The sequence below is a fragment of the Endobacterium panacihumi genome (assembly GCF_050847465.1).
GTDB classification, from domain to species: domain Bacteria; phylum Pseudomonadota; class Alphaproteobacteria; order Rhizobiales; family Rhizobiaceae; genus Neorhizobium; species Neorhizobium panacihumi.
Map to the genome: position 1 here is coordinate 48059 of NZ_JBOZRA010000007.1, position 16994 is coordinate 65052.

Consider the following 16994-nt stretch of genomic DNA (forward strand, 5'->3'; position numbering starts at 1 on the left):
TTGCGTAAGCCAATCGGACAAGGCCCGATTGCAATAAAAACTTGTCAGCCTCCCCTGTTTTCGGTGGAGGGTTGAATGCCGGCCGCCGTCAGCACCGCGTGACGCGCATGCTGCTCGGGCAAAAGCTCGGCAAGAAGTTCGGAAAAATCCATGCGCCCGCGACGCACCAGCGTCTCGATCGACATGGAGATGGGGGAATGCGGCTCGGTGCGACGGAAATAGCGCGAGACCGCGATCAGAAGCTCGAAAGCTTCTTCGCGGGAGCGAATGCTGTCGGCCGTCACCGGGCGCGTGCGGGCCTGATCTTCTGCAGGTGCTGCCGCCACGGCGTTCGTCTGTTCGGTTTCCGGTGCTGTTTCAATGGCTTGCACCACTTCCGGCTCACTGATGCCGGCCAGAACGCGGATCGCGGAAGCGGCCTCTTGCAACACATTGCGTGTATTAGAACTTGGTGGAGCCTGCCTGCCGCAGCGTTCGTCAAGTATTTCTACCATACGGTCAAAAGCTGAAATGCACTCCATGAGAACGTGCAAATGCGCTGACATATTCGCGACACCGGCTTCCAGCGCCGCCTGCTGCAGATCTTCGCGACGGTCGTCTTCGCCGGGACGCTGGCCGAGCTGGAAATCCCACAGCGAAAACTGTGCGAATTTTCCCCCCGGGATCAACGAACTCAAACGAATAGCCTGGATGATCGTGCCTTCGGAGCCGACACCATTCAAACCGGCAAAGGGGCTGAAGCGCTCCTCGAAATCCTCGTCGCCGATCGAGTGAAGGTCGTCGAAATGGTTTTCCAAAAGCGACACGATGGACTGGTAGACATCACGCAGGCCTTCGAAGCCGCGCAGTCGCACCTGGGCTTCTGCAACCCATGCTAATACTTCTACATCTTTACTCTCTGAAGTAAGAATCTGCAATCCAAGGTTGCTTACGTCCTGCCAGATAGGTGACAAGCCAATATTTTCACCCGGCGTTATTCCTCGTTCTGCAGCTCTCGCGGCATTACGGGCATCCTTAATTCTATAGTATATTGGACGCGCAGAAGTACTTTCCCTGACGTTTTCTCCGCAGGGACGCATTTCATCAAGTGGATCCACGATCTGGCGCACATTCACGCGACGATTATCTCCGTTTATATAAGGTATTTCGTAACTAAGGCTATAATGTTGGGCGATATAACGTCTTGTCAACCTCAGACAAGAGGTGTCAATTTTATGACGAAGACACGAGATACTTTTTCGAAAAATAGGGGATTTTTACGACTGGACAAGGTGGTTTGATCGCCCTAGTTGTCGCCGGACATCTCGAGAAGAGCACCGTAAAGCCAACAGCAAACAGGACTTGCCTGATGTCGCATATCGATCTCAACCGTCTGATCAGAACGCTTGAGCCTAATTTGCGTGTCGGTCTTGAGACAGCGGCATCGCTTGCCGCGCGTCACCAGCATGCCGCCGTAGACATTGCCCATTGGTTGCGCGCGCTCCTCGATCAGCCGGCCTTTTCCGCCGTGTTCGAAGAGCTTGACGTCGCGTCCGAAGCTTTGCGCACTGAACTCGATGCCTCAATCGCCGATATACGCCGGGAAGACGGTGCTGCACTTGCGCTTTCACAGAATTTGCTGTCGCTTGCACGCGAAGCATGGCTTTCTGCTTCGCTGCAGTCCGGCCGTTCCATCGTTATTCTTGCCGATATTCTGTCGGCCCTGAATGCTGACCAGTCGCTGCGTGTCGCTGCACGCGGTATCGCGCCGTCGCTGCGTTCGCTTAACCGGGCGAAACTCGATGGTCTGCTGGAAAAGGCGCAAGGCGAAACCGGCGGCCAGTCGGAGCCGGCGTTGAATGCGCCGGCTTCTGCGTCCCAGGGCAATGAATTTCTGCGTCTTTATACCCGCGACATGACCGAGGATGCCCGTTCGGGCAAGATCGATCCGGTCATCGGCCGCGATGGCGAATTGCGTCAGGTCGTCGATATCCTGATGCGCCGTCGTCAGAACAATCCGATCCTCGTCGGCGAAGCCGGCGTCGGCAAAACCGCTGTGGCCGAAGCTTTTGCCCTTGAAATCGTTGCCGGAAACGTGCCGGAGCGGTTGAAAGACGTCAAGCTTCTGCTGCTCGATCTCAGTCTCTTGCAGGCAGGCGCTGGCGTGAAGGGCGAGTTCGAACGTCGTCTTCATGGTGTCGTCGATGCCGTCAAGGCGTCCGACAATCCAATCATCCTGTTCATCGACGAGGCGCATGGCCTGATCGGTGCCGGCGGGCAGGCGGGCAATGGCGATGCCGCCAACATTTTGAAGCCGGCGCTGGCGCGTGGCGAGCTGCGGACGATCGCGGCGACCACCTGGAGCGAATACAAGCGTTATATCGAAAAGGATGCGGCGCTCACCCGTCGTTTCCAGACGGTTCTCGTCAACGAACCGGATGAAAAGACGGCCGTTCGCATGCTGCGTGGCGTGGCCGGAAACCTGAAGCTTCACCACAAGGTCCGCATTCGCGATGAGGCGATCGTTGCAGCAGTGCAGCTTTCGGCCCGTTACCTGCCGGCGCGCCAGTTGCCGGACAAGGCGATCAGCATTCTCGATACGGCTGCGGCCGCTGTCGCATTGGCACGCCAGACCGTGCCGGAAGCACTGAAGAACCTCAAAAGCGAAAGCGACATGCTGGAGGCGGAAGCCAACTGGCTGGAAGCCGAACCGCAGAACGAAGAGACATCCGCGCGTCTCACGGAAATCCGCGCCGAGCGCGAGGATATCGCCCGCGAAATCGAGGCGTTGACCGGAAAATACGACAAGGAAATGCAGCTGGCCCGCGAAGCGGACCGCCTTGAGGAGGCATTCTCTGAGGACAGTGCCATTGCTCCGCTCTCGGCAGATGACGCCGCGACGGATGGTGCCGCCAATGTCGCGCCGTTCCCATCGCAAGCCATGACGCCGGAAAGTGCCCGTGCAGCTCTCGTGTCTGCCGAGCGTAGCCTTGCTGCCGCTGCCGGCGACGCGCCGCTCATTCCGCGCGTGGTCGATCGTGATGTCGTCGCTACCATCATTGCCCGCTGGACCGGCATTCCTGTTGGCAAGCTGCTGACGGATCAGGTCGAAACGGTGAAAACGCTGGATGCGCGTCTGAAAGAGCGCGTGCTCGGCCAGGATGCCGCCATCGACCGGATCGCCGCCGCCATGCGCGCTGCCCGCGCGGGCTTGAACGATCCGCGCCGTCCGCCTGCCGTTTTCCTGCTGGTCGGCATGTCCGGCACCGGCAAGACCGAAACTGCACTGACGCTTGCCGACATGTTTTATGGCGGTAGCCAGCATCTTACCACGATCAACATGTCGGAGTTCAAGGAGGAGCATAAGATTTCCATGCTTCTCGGCTCTCCGGCCGGTTATGTCGGTTACGGCGAAGGCGGCGTTCTGACCGAAGCCGTTCGTCGCCGTCCTTATGGCGTGCTGCTGCTCGATGAGATCGACAAGGCGCATCCGGGTGTTCAGGAAATTTTCTATCAGGTGTTCGACAAGGGAACGCTGCGCGACGGCGAAGGCCGCGACATCGATTTCAAGAACACCACGATTTTCATGACGGCCAATACCGGCTCGGAACTGCTGGCCTCGCTGGCGGCGGATCCCGATACGATGCCGGAAGGTGAGGCACTGGAGCAATTGCTGCTGCCGGAATTGCAGAAGCATTTCAAGCCGGCTTTCGTCGGTCGAACCACGGTTCTGCCCTTCATGCCGCTGACGGCCGAAACGCTGTCGGGCATTATCGATATTCAGATCGATCGTATCCGCCAACGCGTGACCGGTACTTACGGCGCCGGTGTGACGCTGTCTGCGGAAGCGCGGGAGGCATTGGTTTCGCGTGCGAAAAGCAGCGAAATGGGTGCGCGCGCCATCGAGGTGATGATCGCCCGCGATCTTCTGCCGGTGCTGTCTACATTTTTCCTCGATGTCATCACCGAGGGTCGCAAGATCAGGAATATTATTATCAATTTTGACGGCCAGCACTTTGGCATCGATGCCGAGGACGCAAAGCCGCAACAGGAATTCGCTGCGCCGGACGGGGGTCGGGGTCGGCGGGCGGATGAAGAAGCCGGGGGACGCAAGCGCGCCCCAGGACGATCGCGAAAGGCAACGACGCCTTAAACGCAACTAGACCTTAGACCTTTAAACAGGAGTGATAGCATGCCGATTTATCTCCAGATCGACGGTATCCAGGGTGACGCAACGCACGAACAGCACCGCAAGTGGATGGACATCGAAGCCATTCACTGGAACGTGTCGCGTAACCTGAACACTGCAGCCGGTTCGGCCGCAAACCGCGAAGCTTCCGAGCCGACCATTTCGGAAGTCATCCTCACCAAGGTCAGCGATTCCTCGTCGACCAAGCTGTTCCAGGAAGCGTGCTCGGGCCGTAACGGCAAGCGCGCCACCATCCACCTGGTCACGACCGGTAACCCGGGCGAAACCTACATCGAATATCTGCTGACCAACACGCTGATCGCCAGCTATTCGATCGACTCGAACGGCGACCGTCCGGTCGAAACCATCAAGCTGAACTTCACCAAGCTTGAAGTGAAGTACACCCCGTTCGACGAACAGCAGAACCCGCAGTCGCCGATGATCGCTTCTTACGATCTCGCGACCACCAAGGCTGCCTAAGTCTTTTATCCAAAGCTGGCGTCGGCGGTTTCCGCCGGCGCCTTCCCACGCTCTGTCCTGATCTTCAGATTTTGAAGGAATCTTCCAATGAGCACTTCGGATATCGATAAGGTAGCATTGACGGACTACAATCTGATCATCGAGGAAGTCTCCGACGAGAGCGTTTTCGGGATGATCTCTCCGACCCAGAAGGTCAAAGGCGTCAAGGTGGTTACCTCCGCCCATCTTCAGGTCGTTCGTCGCGTCTATACGCTGACGGTCGGCGAGGACGTTTATTTCAAGGGCCAGAAAATCCAGGGCATGCCCGGCGCACGGGAATTGCTGTCGGAGTTTCTCGAACCCGGCAAACAGATTACAACGCGGCCGAACGGCAAGATCGGCATTCTCAATCGTTATGTCGGCAAGAAGAACATTTTTACCGGCAGCGTTGCTCAGAAATACAAGGGTTCGGTGACCATACCGTTCCTGCGCCAGTATGGCGAAGATCCGGCACCGACACGGCTGCTGCATGGCAATCCATCCGTGACCTTTCTGCAGAAGGGCCAGGAAAACCCGATGGCGGCCGCCTATTACAATACGCGCACGCACAAGCTCGAGCTTCTGCATTATTTCGAGCGTCACAAGCTGCTCGACAATTTCAAGGCGCATTTTGCCGGTGCGACGCTGGCCCCGACGGGCTGATCGCAACTTCGGTTCGGCATCAATATTGATAGGAGCGCATTTCGGTTTCGAAATGCGCTTTCGTCGTTTAAACCATTTGCGGACGACGAAAAATATCTCGCGATTTCATGGCGGTTGGCGCGCGTTTATTTTCCGCCGATCGCGGTATTGAGAACGTGCGAACTCCTTTCCAAACCGGTTTTGCGATCTATTTGTCTGCAAAACAGGAGAACCGAGATGAGCCTACGCATCAACGATATCGCACCGGATTTTCAGGCCGATACCAGCCAGGGACCGATCTCCTTCCATGAGTGGATCGGCGATAACTGGGCCGTGCTGTTCTCGCATCCGAAAAACTTTACGCCGGTCTGCACCACAGAGCTCGGCACCATGGCCGGCCTTGAAGGCGAGTTCCAGAAGCGCGGCGTAAAAATCATCGGCATATCGGTCGATCCGGTCGAAAGTCATGCCAAGTGGAAAGGCGATATCCGCACCGCCACCGGTTATGATGTCGAATACCCGCTGATCGGCGACAAGGATCTCAAGGTCGCCAAGCTTTACGACATGCTGCCGGCGGGTGTCGGTGAGACCTCGGAAGGCCGCACGCCGGCCGACAATGCCACGGTTCGCTCTGTCTTCGTCATCGGCCCGGACAAGAAGATCAAGCTGGTCCTCACCTATCCGATGACGACGGGCCGCAATTTCGATGAGATTTTGCGTGCCATCGACAGTATCCAGCTGACGGCCAAACATCAGGTGGCGACACCGGCCAACTGGAAACAGGGTGATGACGTCATCATCACCGCCGCAGTGTCGAACGAAGACGCCATCCAGCGCTTTGGTTCGTTCGATACTGTTCTGCCGTACCTGCGCAAGACCAAGCAGCCAGCCTGATCGAGCAAGCGTGGAGCGAGGGTATGCGCTCGCTCGTTTGATGCGAGCTCCCACGGAAATTTTCGTCATCCTCGGGCTCGTCCCGAGGATCTGATCACGTCAATGATATCAGCTGGCAGAAGGTCCTCGGCTCAAGGCCGAGGATGACGACGGAGAGGTATGCAACCTTCGTCATCTGTTTCGCACAGGTAGTTTGGCGAGAGCTTTTGCCCTCGCTGCCCCTCACGGAATATGCCGCAACCATTCCTCTGTCGAAAACTTTTCCGCCGCCAGCTTTTCCGCCGCGGCATATTCTTCCGGCGTAATCACACCCGGCGTGCCGCCGTTCAGCGACACAAACGTCTCCTTCATTCGGCGAATGATTTCCTCACGAGGCAGACCCGTCTGGCTGCGCAGCGGATCGACGCGTTTGACGGCGCTGGTCGTGCCTTTGTCGGACAGTTTTTCACGACCGATACGCAGCACCTGCACCATCTTTTGAGCATCCATGTCATAGGACATGGTGACGTGATGCAGCACGGCGCCGGACGAGAACCGTTTCTGCGCCGCGCCGCCGATTTTGCCCTTCGAGCTCGAGATGTCGTTGAGCGGCTTGTAGAAGGCGTCGATGCCAAGCTCGTTTAGCGCCTTCAGAACCCAGTCGTCGAGAAAGGCATAGGAATCGGCAAAACTCATGTCGCGCACCAGTTCCACCGGTGCATAGAGCGAATAGGTTACGGCGCTGCCCGGTTCGACGAACATCGCGCCACCGCCGGTGACACGCCGCACGGTCTCTACGCCAAACTGCTTGGCTGCTTCCAGATCCACTTCGTTGCGCAGCGATTGAAAGCCGCCGATGATGATGGCAGGACGTTCCCATTCCCAGAAGCGCAGGCAGGGGCCACGGCGACCAGCCGCCACTTCGCGGGCCAGCACCTCGTCCAGCGCCAGATGCATGGCCGGGCGCTGTGGCGGCGCCTCGATAATCTGCCATTCGTAATCGCGCCATGTGCCGGTCACGCCGAGCGCGCGGCGCACGGCAATCGCCACTGCTTCCGGGCTGAAACCGATCATTTCCGCGCCGGGGCGCAATTTGGTGCGGATGGCGGTGGTGATATCCTCAACCTTGACGGCGACGGACAGGCCTTCGAGCGCGCCTGAAATATCGGCCAGAGCTTCCGCCGGCTCGAGAAAGAAATCGCCGGATACCTGCACGTTGGAAAGCCGGCCGTCGGCCGTGTCGAAATCGACCACGACGAGCTTGCCGCCCTGGACCTTGTATTCACCATGCATGGCGTTTTTCCTGTTCAAATGCACTGTGACCGTTCCGTCAGGGAAACGAAACCATCGACCCGTAAAGCGACCGCAGCTTTTCCTTAACGGCTGGCGAATTGCGATAAATCTCGACAAAACGTCGCAGCCTTTTGTCGTTACGCATATCGGGACGCGTCACGAACTGGAAGGCATAGATCGGGTCGTTTTCGAAAATCAGCCCGGAAGAGGCGTCGAGACCGGCAAGCTTCGCAAAGGTCGGATAGGTGGCGGCCGCATCCACGTCATCCAACGCGCGGGCAATCTGCGGGCCGTCGAGCAGGGTGATCTTCAGTGGCTTGATCCATTTTACCACGTCCTCCAGCGTCGCATTGGTGCCGACGCCGGGTTTCAGTTCGATGAGCTTGGCCTGCTGCAGGAGGAGCAGCGAACGGGCGGTGTTGACGGCATCGCCGGAAAAAACGATCTGCGCATTGTCCGGCAGTTCGGCCAGCGTTTTTACCTTCTTGGAATAGAGGCCAAAAGGCGTGCTGAAAGCCGGTGCGATGGCAACGAGATCATTGCCGGTGTTGGCATTGGTGAATTCGAGGTACGGAATGTGCTGAAACAGGTTTGCATCAGCCTCACGGTCGGCCACGGCGCGGTTCGGCGTGTTCCAGTCGTTGAACTCGATTAGCTCGACCTTCAGGCCCTCGGCTTCCGCCTCTTCGGCTGCAATCTCTGCCGCCTGGTTGGAAATGCTGGTGGCGAGCGCGATGCGCAGCGGTTTTGTCTCCTGCGTATGGGCAGCAGATGCTGTCACAGTGATGGTAAGCGCGGTCAGCAACCCGGCGAAGAACGCGCTGAGACGGCCAGCTGCTGCTGATGCTGATGGATAAGAGGTCTTCGATGCCATTGCCATTCTCGCTCCCGTAACGACAGGAAACGGGTTTGCCAAGGCCCCGTCTCACGTTCGCGAGTGGCTTTCTACGAGACAGAACAAAAGTCAACCTGATTTATCAAGTTTGGCTTTTGTCAGGCTATAGTGTGCTCAGGCTTTTGCCGTCAATCGTGCGAAATGGCGCGGCGAGACTTCGATCAGGTCGCCATCCGTCCGGGCGGAAAGGCTTCGCACCGCGTCCACATGGTCAGGCCGCATGTCGCTGCCGCCATCGTCGAAACGCATATCCGGGTCCGGCACGGCCGATAAAAGCAGGCGGGTGTAAGGGTGCTGCGGATTGTCGATCACCTCGGCCGTCGCGCCCCATTCGACGATCTGCCCGGCATACATCACGGCAATATCCTCGGCCACGAAACGCGCAGTGGCGATATCGTGGGTGATATAAAGCATGGCGAGGTTCATCTCGCGCTTCATGTCGTTCAACAGGTTCAAGACGCCAAGCCGCACAGACACGTCGAGCATCGAGGTCGGCTCGTCGGCCACGATGACCTCCGGCTTCACCGCCAGTGCGCGTGCGATGTTGACACGCTGGCGCTGGCCGCCGGAAAGCTCGTGCGGGTATTTTGGCGCGATGATGTCCGGGTCGAGTTTCACCCGTTCCAGCAGTTCGCGGATCGCGGCATCGATGTCGCGGCCGCCAAGCTCCGGCCGATGCAGTTTAAGTGGCCGTTTGAGATGATACGCAATCGTCTGCGCCGGGTTGAGCGAGGCGAACGGATCCTGAAAGATCATCTGCACCGAACGCCGGTAGGCGGCGATGTCCTTCGCCCCGGCCTTCTCCATCGGCTGGCCCTTGAACAGAACACGCCCGGCATTGGGCAGATATTCCAGCATCGCCATGCGTGCGCATGTGGTCTTGCCGCTGCCGGATTCGCCTACCAGTGCCAGCGCCCGGCCGGACTTGAGCGTCAGCGAGATGTTGCGGGCGGCGTGAACGGTGGCCGCACCATGGCCAAATGTCTTGGTGGCATTGTCGAGTGCCAGAATGATCTCGCTCATGCCAGCACACCTCCATGCAGCGACGGAAAGGATGCCCAGAGCTTTTTGGTGTAGTCGTGCTGCGGCGTTTTATAGATCGCTTCGGCCGTGTTCTGCTCCACCAGCTTGCCGCCAAGCATGATGCCGATGCGATCGCAGAACTGCACCATCAGCCCGAGATCATGGGTGATGAACAGCACGGAAAAACCGAGCTGTTTTCTCAGTTCATTGATGCGCTGCAGGATTTCCCGCTGCACCACGACATCGAGCGCCGTCGTTGGTTCGTCCATGACAACCATTTTCGGCCCGAGCGCCAAACAGATGGCGATGACGATACGTTGGCGCATGCCGCCGGAAAACTGGTGCGGATAATCGCGCATGCGGTCGGGGTTGATATCGACCAGTTTCAGCATCTCCGCCGTGCGCTCGCGGGCTTGCGCCTTCGTCAAACCGAGATGAGCTTTCAGCACGTCATAAAACTGCGCTTCGACACGCAGAACCGGGTTGAGCGAGTTCATGGCGCTTTGAAAAACCATCGCCACCTCGCGCCAGCGAAAGGCGGCCAGCGCCTTCGGGTCGAGGTCCAGAACATCACGGCCATCGAGCAGGATTTCGCTCCCCGTGCGGATCAGCGCCGGCGGCCGGTGCAGGCGGCTGATGGCAAAGGCGATCGTGCTTTTGCCGCAGCCGGATTCGCCGGCAAGCCCAAAAACTTCGCCGGGCGCGACATCGAAGCTGACATTGTCGACGGCACGGAAATCGGTTTGATCGCCGATATAGTCGATCGTCAGGTTTTTCACGGACAACAATGGCTGGCTCACAGGCGACCCTCCCCATTGCGCACGAGAAGCGACCAACGACCCAGACGGTTGCCGGTGCGCAAGCGTGGATTGGCGATCTCATCGACGGCAAAATTCAACAACGACATGCCGATGCCGAGAAAGGCGAGTGCAAAACAGGGTGTCAAAATTTCCCACCATGCGCCGACCGAAAGCGCCGATGCCTTCTGCGCGGCAAACAGCATGTTGCCCCAGGAAATTGCGCGCGGGTCTCCGAGGCCCAAAAATTCCAGCGTCGCCTGCGTGATGATTGCAAAAATCACGCTGCCGATAAAATTGATGCCGACAATGGAGATGACGTTCGGAAAAATCTCGAAGGCCATGATGCGCCATTGTTTCTCGCCCATCATCTCGGCGGATTTGACAAAGTCCTTCTGTTTTACCGAGAGCGTTTCGGCGCGTGTCACCCGCGCTCCCCACGCCCATGAGGTGGCGCCGAGGATCAGTGCGATGACGACCGGGCTTGCCTGACCGATAAAGGCGGCCAGAACCAGCAGCAGCGGCAGATTGGGCACCACAAGCACCATGTTGGTGAAGAAGCTGATGACTTCATCCGTCTTACCGCCGCGATAACCGGCAACGATGCCGAGCACGGTGCCGACGATGGTGATCAGCAGGCCGGCGCCAAACCCCACCATGAGAGAGGTACGTGCACCATAAAGCACACGGGCAAACACATCCTGCCCGATACGGGTCGTACCAAGAATATGATCCATGGACGGGGCCTGATGCGGCCGGCCGGTGCGGGTGGCGGGGTTGTATTCGGTCAGCAGAGGTGCTGCGATCGCCAGAATGGCGATGGTGGCGATAATCGCCAGTCCCACAAGCGCCTTGCGGTTTCGAAGCAGTGTCTTCATGTCATGCCGCCTTCAGTCGCGGGTCGAGCAGGACATAGCTGACATCGACGATAAAATTGGCGACCAGCATGGTGGCGGTCATGATCAGCAACTGGCCCTGAATGACAGGGTAATCGCGCGCCAGAATGGCCTGATAGAGCACATTGCCGAGGCCGGGATAATTGAACACCACTTCCGTCACCAACGAGCCACCCAAGATGGTGCCGATGGCGATGGCGAGGCTCGAAACGGTCGGCAGCAGCGCGTTGCGGGCCGCATACCACAGCATGACACGGCGATCGGAAAGCCCCTTGGCGCGGGCCATGACGATATAATCCTCGCCCAGAAGATTGATCATGTTGTTGCGCATGGTGACGGTAAAACCGCCGATCAGCACGGTACACAGCGTCAGCATCGGCAGCACGCCGTGATAGGCGACACTGGAAATGTATTGCAGCGTGAAGGCGGGATCGAGCGACGGGTCGGCGGCATAACCGTTGGGGAACCAGTCCAGCGTGAAGCCGAACACGAAGAGCACGATCAGCGAGGTGACGACCGCCGGCACCGAGGTCGCGAAAATGGATGTCACCGACACAACAACATCAAAACGGCTGCCGCGTTTCCAGGCGGCCATCACACCCAGCCATGTGCCGAGGATAAAACTGATGATCGTCGCAGTGCCCATCAGCACCAGTGTCCAGATCAGCGCATGGCCGAGAACCGAGGTGACGGGCAGGGGGAAATATTTGATCGAACGGCCGAGATCACCGGTAAAGATGCTGCCAATATAGGTGAGGTATTGCTTCCACAGCGGCCCATCGACGAAACCGAAGGTGAGCTTGAGCGATTCCAGACTTTCCGGCGGCAGTTCGGCGCCGGCGCTGGAAAACATCAGCTGGATCGGATCTCCCGGCATCAGGCGTGGCAGAAAGAAATTGATGGTCGCGGCCGCCAGAAAGGCTGCGAGATAAAATCCCAGGCGGCGTAGAAGAAAGGCCATGCTCGGCTCCCTCAAACCGGCAGCAACATCTGTCGATACTGCTGCCGTCGGATTGATGACCTCAGCCGGCTGGCTTCAGCGCCAGAAGGTGCAGAATGCGCGCCGGGTTGGTGCGCGAGATCGAGGGGTTCACGAACGGGTTCTCTTCCGTCGACCAGCCGGTAAACCGCTTGGTGTTGTACTGGTACCAGTTCGGATTGTTGAAGACCGGGATCATCGGCATGTTTTCAGCCACGATCCGCTGCGCCTTCGCCATCACTTCCTTCTGCTTGGCTGGGTCCGCCGTGTGGGTGAATTCCACCACCAGCGCTTCCAGCTCCGGGTTGAACCAGCGCTGCGCAGTAAAGCGGGTCTTGCCCTTGTCGGCAGCGCTGAAGGCGCGTTTGTAGGGGTAATACGGCGAGGCCGATGCCGGCAGGCTGTTGATCGCCGCGTCGAATTTGCCGGAGATCAGGTTGGAGGTCCACACGGCCTCTTCCGGCGTCTCGATCTTCGCATCGACGCCCGCCGCCTGCATGCCCTCGATGGCGATGTTGACGGTATCGACCCAGTCGGTCCACGAGCTTGGTACGACGATCGAGAAGGACAGTTTTGTACCATCCGGGTTTTCGCGGAAACCGTCGCCATCCTTGTCGGCATAACCGGCGTCGTCCAGCAGTGCCTTGGCGGCCTTGGCATCATATTTGCCGAATTTGCCGAGATCGGCCGCGACCTTCTCGTCGGCCCAGCTCTTGTAGAGCTCGCCCATCAGGCCGGGGTCTTCGTTGAGCGTCGGATAACCGTAACCGGCAATGTCGATCATCGTGGCACGGTCGAGCGCCATGCTCATCGCCTGACGGAATTTCAGGTCGTTGAAGGCCTTTTTGTTGTTCTCGTTGGCGGTTTCCAGATTGAACAGAAATGCAACCATGCTGCTCGGCGAATACCAGAAATGGTAATGTTCCGGGTCCTTGGCGACGTAGACATTCTCGATGTCGGGAATGAAGGAGACGCCCCAGTCGAGCGTGCCGTCGGCGGTCGCGGTCAGGATCTGGTTGTTGTCGGCCAGCTGCGGAAAGCGCAGGCAATCGACCTTCAGCGTCGCGGCATCCCAATAATTGGGGTTGCGGCACTGGTCATAGGTCTGGCCGGTGAAGCGTGGGATTTCGGTCAATGCGCCGCTCGCCACCGGGTTTTCATTGGCAAAGGTCACCGGGTCGGCAATGTCCTTCCAGATGTGCTCGGGCACGATCGGCAGCTGCGACAGCTGCTCGGCGGCAATCGAGCTTGGCTCCTTCAGCGTGAAACGGACCGTCTGGCCGTCAACAGCCTCGACGCCGGTGATGAAGGTCCAGATGCTGACAAAATCCAGCGCCGGGAATTTCTTGATATAGTCATAGGTGAATTTGACGTCCGCTGCCGTCAGCGGCTTGCCGTCCGACCATTTCAGGCCAACCCGCAGCTTGAAATCGACGCTCTTCAGATCGTCGGCAAGCGTGTAGCTTTCTGCCAGACGATAGACCGGCTTGTTGCTGTCGAAACGGTTGAAGACGATCAGCGGCTCATACATGAAATCGAGCGTCGATTGCCGAGCCGATGTCTGGTTGAACGGGTTGAAGTTGCGCACCCATGTGGTTGCGGGTTCGATATTGGCGGTCAGCACGGTCTGGGCGGATGCCGTGCCGGCAAGCAGGGCCAGCGCGGCTGTTATGAAAACGGTATTCCTCATGTCGGTTCCCCTTGTTTTTATAATGGGCAGGCGAGGTTTTTATGCAGCGAGTTTTTCCGCAAAAATGGCTTCGATCTCTTCCTGCGCGCGGCGGTAATCGATCTTGAGAGTGCCGAGCCGGGCATTGCCGGCGGCGATGCGGTCAAGCGTTTTCTGCGTCACCGGGCGTGCTGCCTTGGCCGCTGCCTCGCTCTCGGCCAGATCGCCATGGCTGTGCAGCGCGATGTCCGAGCCGGCATCGAGCACCTGTTTGACGCGCTCGGGCAGCGTGCCTTGCAGGGATTCCATAAAGATGCAGTCGGAGATCAGCACGCCGTCATAACCGAGATCCTTGCGGATCACTTCGTGCATGGTCGGCGAAATCGACGCCGGCAGTTCCGGGTCGTATTCGGAATAAACCACATGCGCGACCATGGCCCAAGGCGTGTCCTTCAAGGCAACGAAGGGCGCAAAATCGGTCATCGTCAGGATTTCCTTGGAGGCGTCCACGACCGGGCGCTCCTTGTGGGAATCCAGCGTGGCGCGGCCATGGCCGGGAATGTGCTTCATCACCGGCAGGTTGCCGGTTTCCAAGAGCCCATCCACCACTTCGCGACCAAGCGCCGCGATAAATTCCGGGTCGGGACCAAAGGAACGCGCGCCGATGACATCGCTGGTCGTCTCAAAAACCAGATCGAGAACCGGCGAGCAGCCGCTGGAAAGACCGAGTTCCGACATCATCGAGCCCATGGCCTGTGAGGACAGGCGCAGCGCCTTGCGACCAGCCTCGAAATCCTTGCGGGCCAGCTTGGCGAATTCGCCAAAGCTGCGGAACAGCGGCCATGGTCCGCCATCGAGATGTTGCACCCGGCCGCCTTCCTGATCGGTGAATACAGGCGCATCATCGCGGCCAACGGCTTCGCGAAAACGCTCGATCAGGATTTTTGCCTGTTCGGGATTGCGCAGGTTGCGGCGCCCGACAAACAGGCCGAGCGGATTGGTGTCGCGGAACAGCTTGAATTCATCGTCGGAAAGGGTCGGGTTGGGCAGGCCGACAAAAAGCGCCAATGGTGTCGAGGACATCAGGATCTCTCTCCCTTTTATTCAGGATTGTGTTTTCGGGCGCCGCAGCATGCCCTCGTAAAGCCCCCTGTCGCGGGCCGGAATTTCGATCGCGCCGACGGCGCTTTTGTAAAAGTCGACAGGGCCTGCATCGCCGATAAAGGCATAGGCGTGGCCAAGCGTTTTCATCGTCTGCAGGCAATCGGAAAACAGCGACAGGCCGATGCCGCGACCGCGCGCGTCCTCCGCCACCCCGGTTGGGCCGAAAAAGCCGCGCGCTGTCGTGTCGTAACAGGCAAAGCCAAGCAGCTTGCCGTTTTTCACCGCAATCAGGCAGGCAATCGGCTGGCGGGAAAAGGCAACGGACACTTCGCTTGCCCAATTGTCGCTGAAATGCGCGCGAACCCATTCGACAACAAGATGCATTTCAGGCGGCAGGGCAGGGCGAATGGTCACGGAATGGCCATTGGCGTTTTCTGCCAAAGCGCTACATTCCGATGCATACAGGTTCACCAGCATGTCCGGCATCCCACCTCCTGCTTCCATAAAAATGGAATAGACGCCATTATTTTGTGTTAGGTTTGATCATAGGGCGGGCGTTGTCAAGTGGAGGTGTAATGCTCCACAATGACGCAGGATTTTTCCGAAGCGGTGAAGTGACCGGTGTGCGGCGAAGCGCGGAGAATTTATTCCGCAGCCTGCCGCATGGCTTCAACGTCCAGCAGATGTCCGGAACGGTTGGCCTTCGTCGCAAGATAATTGCGGTTTTCCGCCGTCACCACGCCCAGAACCGGCGTGCGGCGATGAACGTCGAAACCGGCCTTCTCTAGCGCCGCAATCTTGCGCGGATTGTTGGTCAGCATCTCTACGGATGTCACGCCAAGCGCCTCCAGCATGGCGACGGCCGCACCATACCGCCGGCCGTCCTCATCAAAACCGAGCTGGGCATCGGCGTCGATCGTATCCAGCCCCTCCTCCTGGTAGCCATAGGCCCGCATCTTGGCGGCAATGCCGGTGCCGCGACCTTCCTGGTCGAGATAGAGGAGGATGCCGCCGCCACGTTGCTCCAACAGCAAAATGCCTTCGCGCAACTGATCGCCGCAATCGCATTTCAGCGAACCGAAAAGGTCTCCTGTGATGCAGGAGGAGTGTATGCGCACCGGTACCGGCTTTTGGAGGTTCGGTTTGCCGATTACGATGGCAACCTGATCGCGCTGAGCTAAGCCGCCACGAAACACCACGAATTCGGCGGCCTCGATGCCTTTGAGGGGAACCTTCGTACGCGCCACTACCGAAAACTCGGCTTCAGCCACCGGCGCATCATCGAAGGCTGAACAGGGCAGCCGTGCGCAACCATCAAAACGTACGTCGTCTTCTTCGATTGGCAGGCAGATGAAGGCCGGCAAGAGCAAGGCCAAGCGGGCCAGTCGGCCGAACTGCGTCAGCGGGGCCAAGGGCGAGCGCCAGACAGGCAATTGATGGGTGCCCCGGCCATAGGCGATCTCGGTGATATCGTCATAAGTCAGGCCGTCGAGTGCCAGAAAAATGCCGTTGGGAGCATCGATGTCGAGTGCGCCAGCCCTGTCTTTGGTCAGGAAAAGCTCGTGCTGGTTCTGGGTGATCTCGGCAAATCGTTTCACCATTTCCGGTGTCGCCGTATCCAATGACAGTGCCGCGTATGCCAGCCCGTCGGTCTCGACAATCACGGGCCGCCCGTAACGCAGTTCAGAAACCGCGCGCTCGCACGAAATCCGGGCTTCGTCCTGTTCGGAGATAAAGCTGGCAGGAAGGTTCGACATCGGTTCTCCTTCGCATTTGCTTGCGAGCTGGCAGGCAAAAGGGCATCTGGCGTGTTGGTATGCAGATCTGAGGTAGGGCGTCCGGCAGTGGATTCCGACCCCTGTCGCAGGAAGAAACGCAAGAAACGCGTTTTTGCTCACCCGATCACGCAGCTGTTATAATCTCAGGATTTTCTGATGCTTAGTCACCTTGATGCCGTTGTCGCGGTGATTGGAAGCGATGATGTCCGTCAGCGTTCTACACAGTTGCGTAATCGATCGTTTTTGCGGCTTGTCAGGTCGTGGGTACTGCCTAGTTGCCTGTAGGTAAGCAGACAAGCGAAAGCGAAATTTCCATGGATTTGCAAAGCGGCCCCACGAATATTGCCGCGCAGAATGAACGGCTTGAGCAGGAGCCTTT

General features: G+C 58.5%; 15 protein-coding genes. 4 read left to right on the top strand and 11 right to left on the bottom strand.

The genetic code is table 11. The annotated features are described in order from the left end of the window. Positions 1-44: 44 nt before the first annotated feature. Complete coding sequence (gene tssA, locus ACRQ1B_RS23690; RefSeq protein ID WP_432296595.1) at positions 45-1115, bottom strand: type VI secretion system protein TssA; 1071 nt, start codon at positions 1113-1115, stop codon at positions 45-47. 233 nt (positions 1116-1348) lie between these two features. On the opposite strand from tssA, the gene tssH reads away from it, so the two are divergent. The 4 genes from tssH to ACRQ1B_RS23710 all read left to right on the top strand — a co-directional run bounded on the left by tssH (position 1349) and on the right by ACRQ1B_RS23710 (position 6202). Further along, positions 1349-4132 (top strand): type VI secretion system ATPase TssH, encoded by a 2784-nt coding sequence (tssH, locus tag ACRQ1B_RS23695; protein WP_432296596.1) that lies wholly within the window; start codon positions 1349-1351, stop codon positions 4130-4132. A gap of 39 nt (positions 4133-4171) precedes the next feature. Beyond that, positions 4172-4648, top strand: a complete 477-nt coding sequence (locus tag ACRQ1B_RS23700; RefSeq protein ID WP_112727612.1) for an Hcp family type VI secretion system effector — start codon at positions 4172-4174, stop codon at positions 4646-4648. 87 nt (positions 4649-4735) lie between these two features. Continuing rightward, positions 4736-5329, top strand: a complete 594-nt coding sequence (locus ACRQ1B_RS23705) for a hypothetical protein (RefSeq protein WP_432296597.1) — start codon at positions 4736-4738, stop codon at positions 5327-5329. 216 nt (positions 5330-5545) lie between these two features. Then, complete coding sequence (locus ACRQ1B_RS23710) at positions 5546-6202, top strand: peroxiredoxin (RefSeq protein ID WP_432296598.1); 657 nt, start codon at positions 5546-5548, stop codon at positions 6200-6202. A 222-nt stretch (positions 6203-6424) separates the two neighbouring features. Here ACRQ1B_RS23710 and lplAB read toward each other — a convergent pair whose 3' ends face one another. From lplAB to ribA, 10 genes are all read right to left on the bottom strand, one after another. Beyond that, positions 6425-7474, bottom strand: coding sequence for a lipoate-protein ligase LplAB (gene lplAB, locus ACRQ1B_RS23715; RefSeq protein ID WP_432296599.1), 1050 nt, complete (start codon positions 7472-7474; stop codon positions 6425-6427). A 37-nt stretch (positions 7475-7511) separates the two neighbouring features. Beyond that, the gene (locus tag ACRQ1B_RS23720; protein WP_432296600.1) at positions 7512-8348 is read right to left on the bottom strand and encodes a MetQ/NlpA family ABC transporter substrate-binding protein; all 837 of its coding nucleotides are present in this window, start codon (positions 8346-8348) and stop codon (positions 7512-7514) included. A 135-nt stretch (positions 8349-8483) separates the two neighbouring features. Further along, entirely contained in the window at positions 8484-9392 is a 909-nt protein-coding gene (locus tag ACRQ1B_RS23725; RefSeq protein ID WP_432296601.1) for an ABC transporter ATP-binding protein, read from the bottom strand. Then, on the bottom strand, positions 9389-10192 hold the full coding sequence (locus tag ACRQ1B_RS23730) for an ABC transporter ATP-binding protein (protein WP_432296602.1): 804 nt from the start codon (positions 10190-10192) through the stop codon (positions 9389-9391). The genes ACRQ1B_RS23725 and ACRQ1B_RS23730 overlap by 4 nt, the downstream gene beginning before the upstream one ends. Continuing rightward, a complete protein-coding gene (locus ACRQ1B_RS23735; RefSeq protein ID WP_432296603.1) occupies positions 10189-11067 on the bottom strand; it encodes an ABC transporter permease in 879 nt (292 codons plus the stop codon). Before ACRQ1B_RS23735 ends, ACRQ1B_RS23730 begins: the two co-directional genes overlap by 4 nt. A 1-nt stretch (position 11068) precedes the next feature. Then, positions 11069-12046, bottom strand: coding sequence for an ABC transporter permease (locus ACRQ1B_RS23740; protein ID WP_432296604.1), 978 nt, complete (start codon positions 12044-12046; stop codon positions 11069-11071). Between the two features lie 61 nt (positions 12047-12107). Further along, complete coding sequence (locus tag ACRQ1B_RS23745) at positions 12108-13754, bottom strand: ABC transporter substrate-binding protein (RefSeq protein WP_432296605.1); 1647 nt, start codon at positions 13752-13754, stop codon at positions 12108-12110. Positions 13755-13793: 39 nt separating this feature from the next. Further along, positions 13794-14816 (bottom strand): glycoside hydrolase family 3 N-terminal domain-containing protein, encoded by a 1023-nt coding sequence (locus ACRQ1B_RS23750; protein ID WP_432296606.1) that lies wholly within the window; start codon positions 14814-14816, stop codon positions 13794-13796. Between the two features lie 21 nt (positions 14817-14837). Further along, a complete protein-coding gene (locus ACRQ1B_RS23755; protein WP_432296607.1) occupies positions 14838-15323 on the bottom strand; it encodes a GNAT family N-acetyltransferase in 486 nt (161 codons plus the stop codon). A gap of 158 nt (positions 15324-15481) precedes the next feature. Further along, the gene (ribA, locus tag ACRQ1B_RS23760; protein WP_432296608.1) at positions 15482-16594 is read right to left on the bottom strand and encodes a GTP cyclohydrolase II RibA; all 1113 of its coding nucleotides are present in this window, start codon (positions 16592-16594) and stop codon (positions 15482-15484) included. Positions 16595-16994 lie beyond the last annotated feature (400 nt).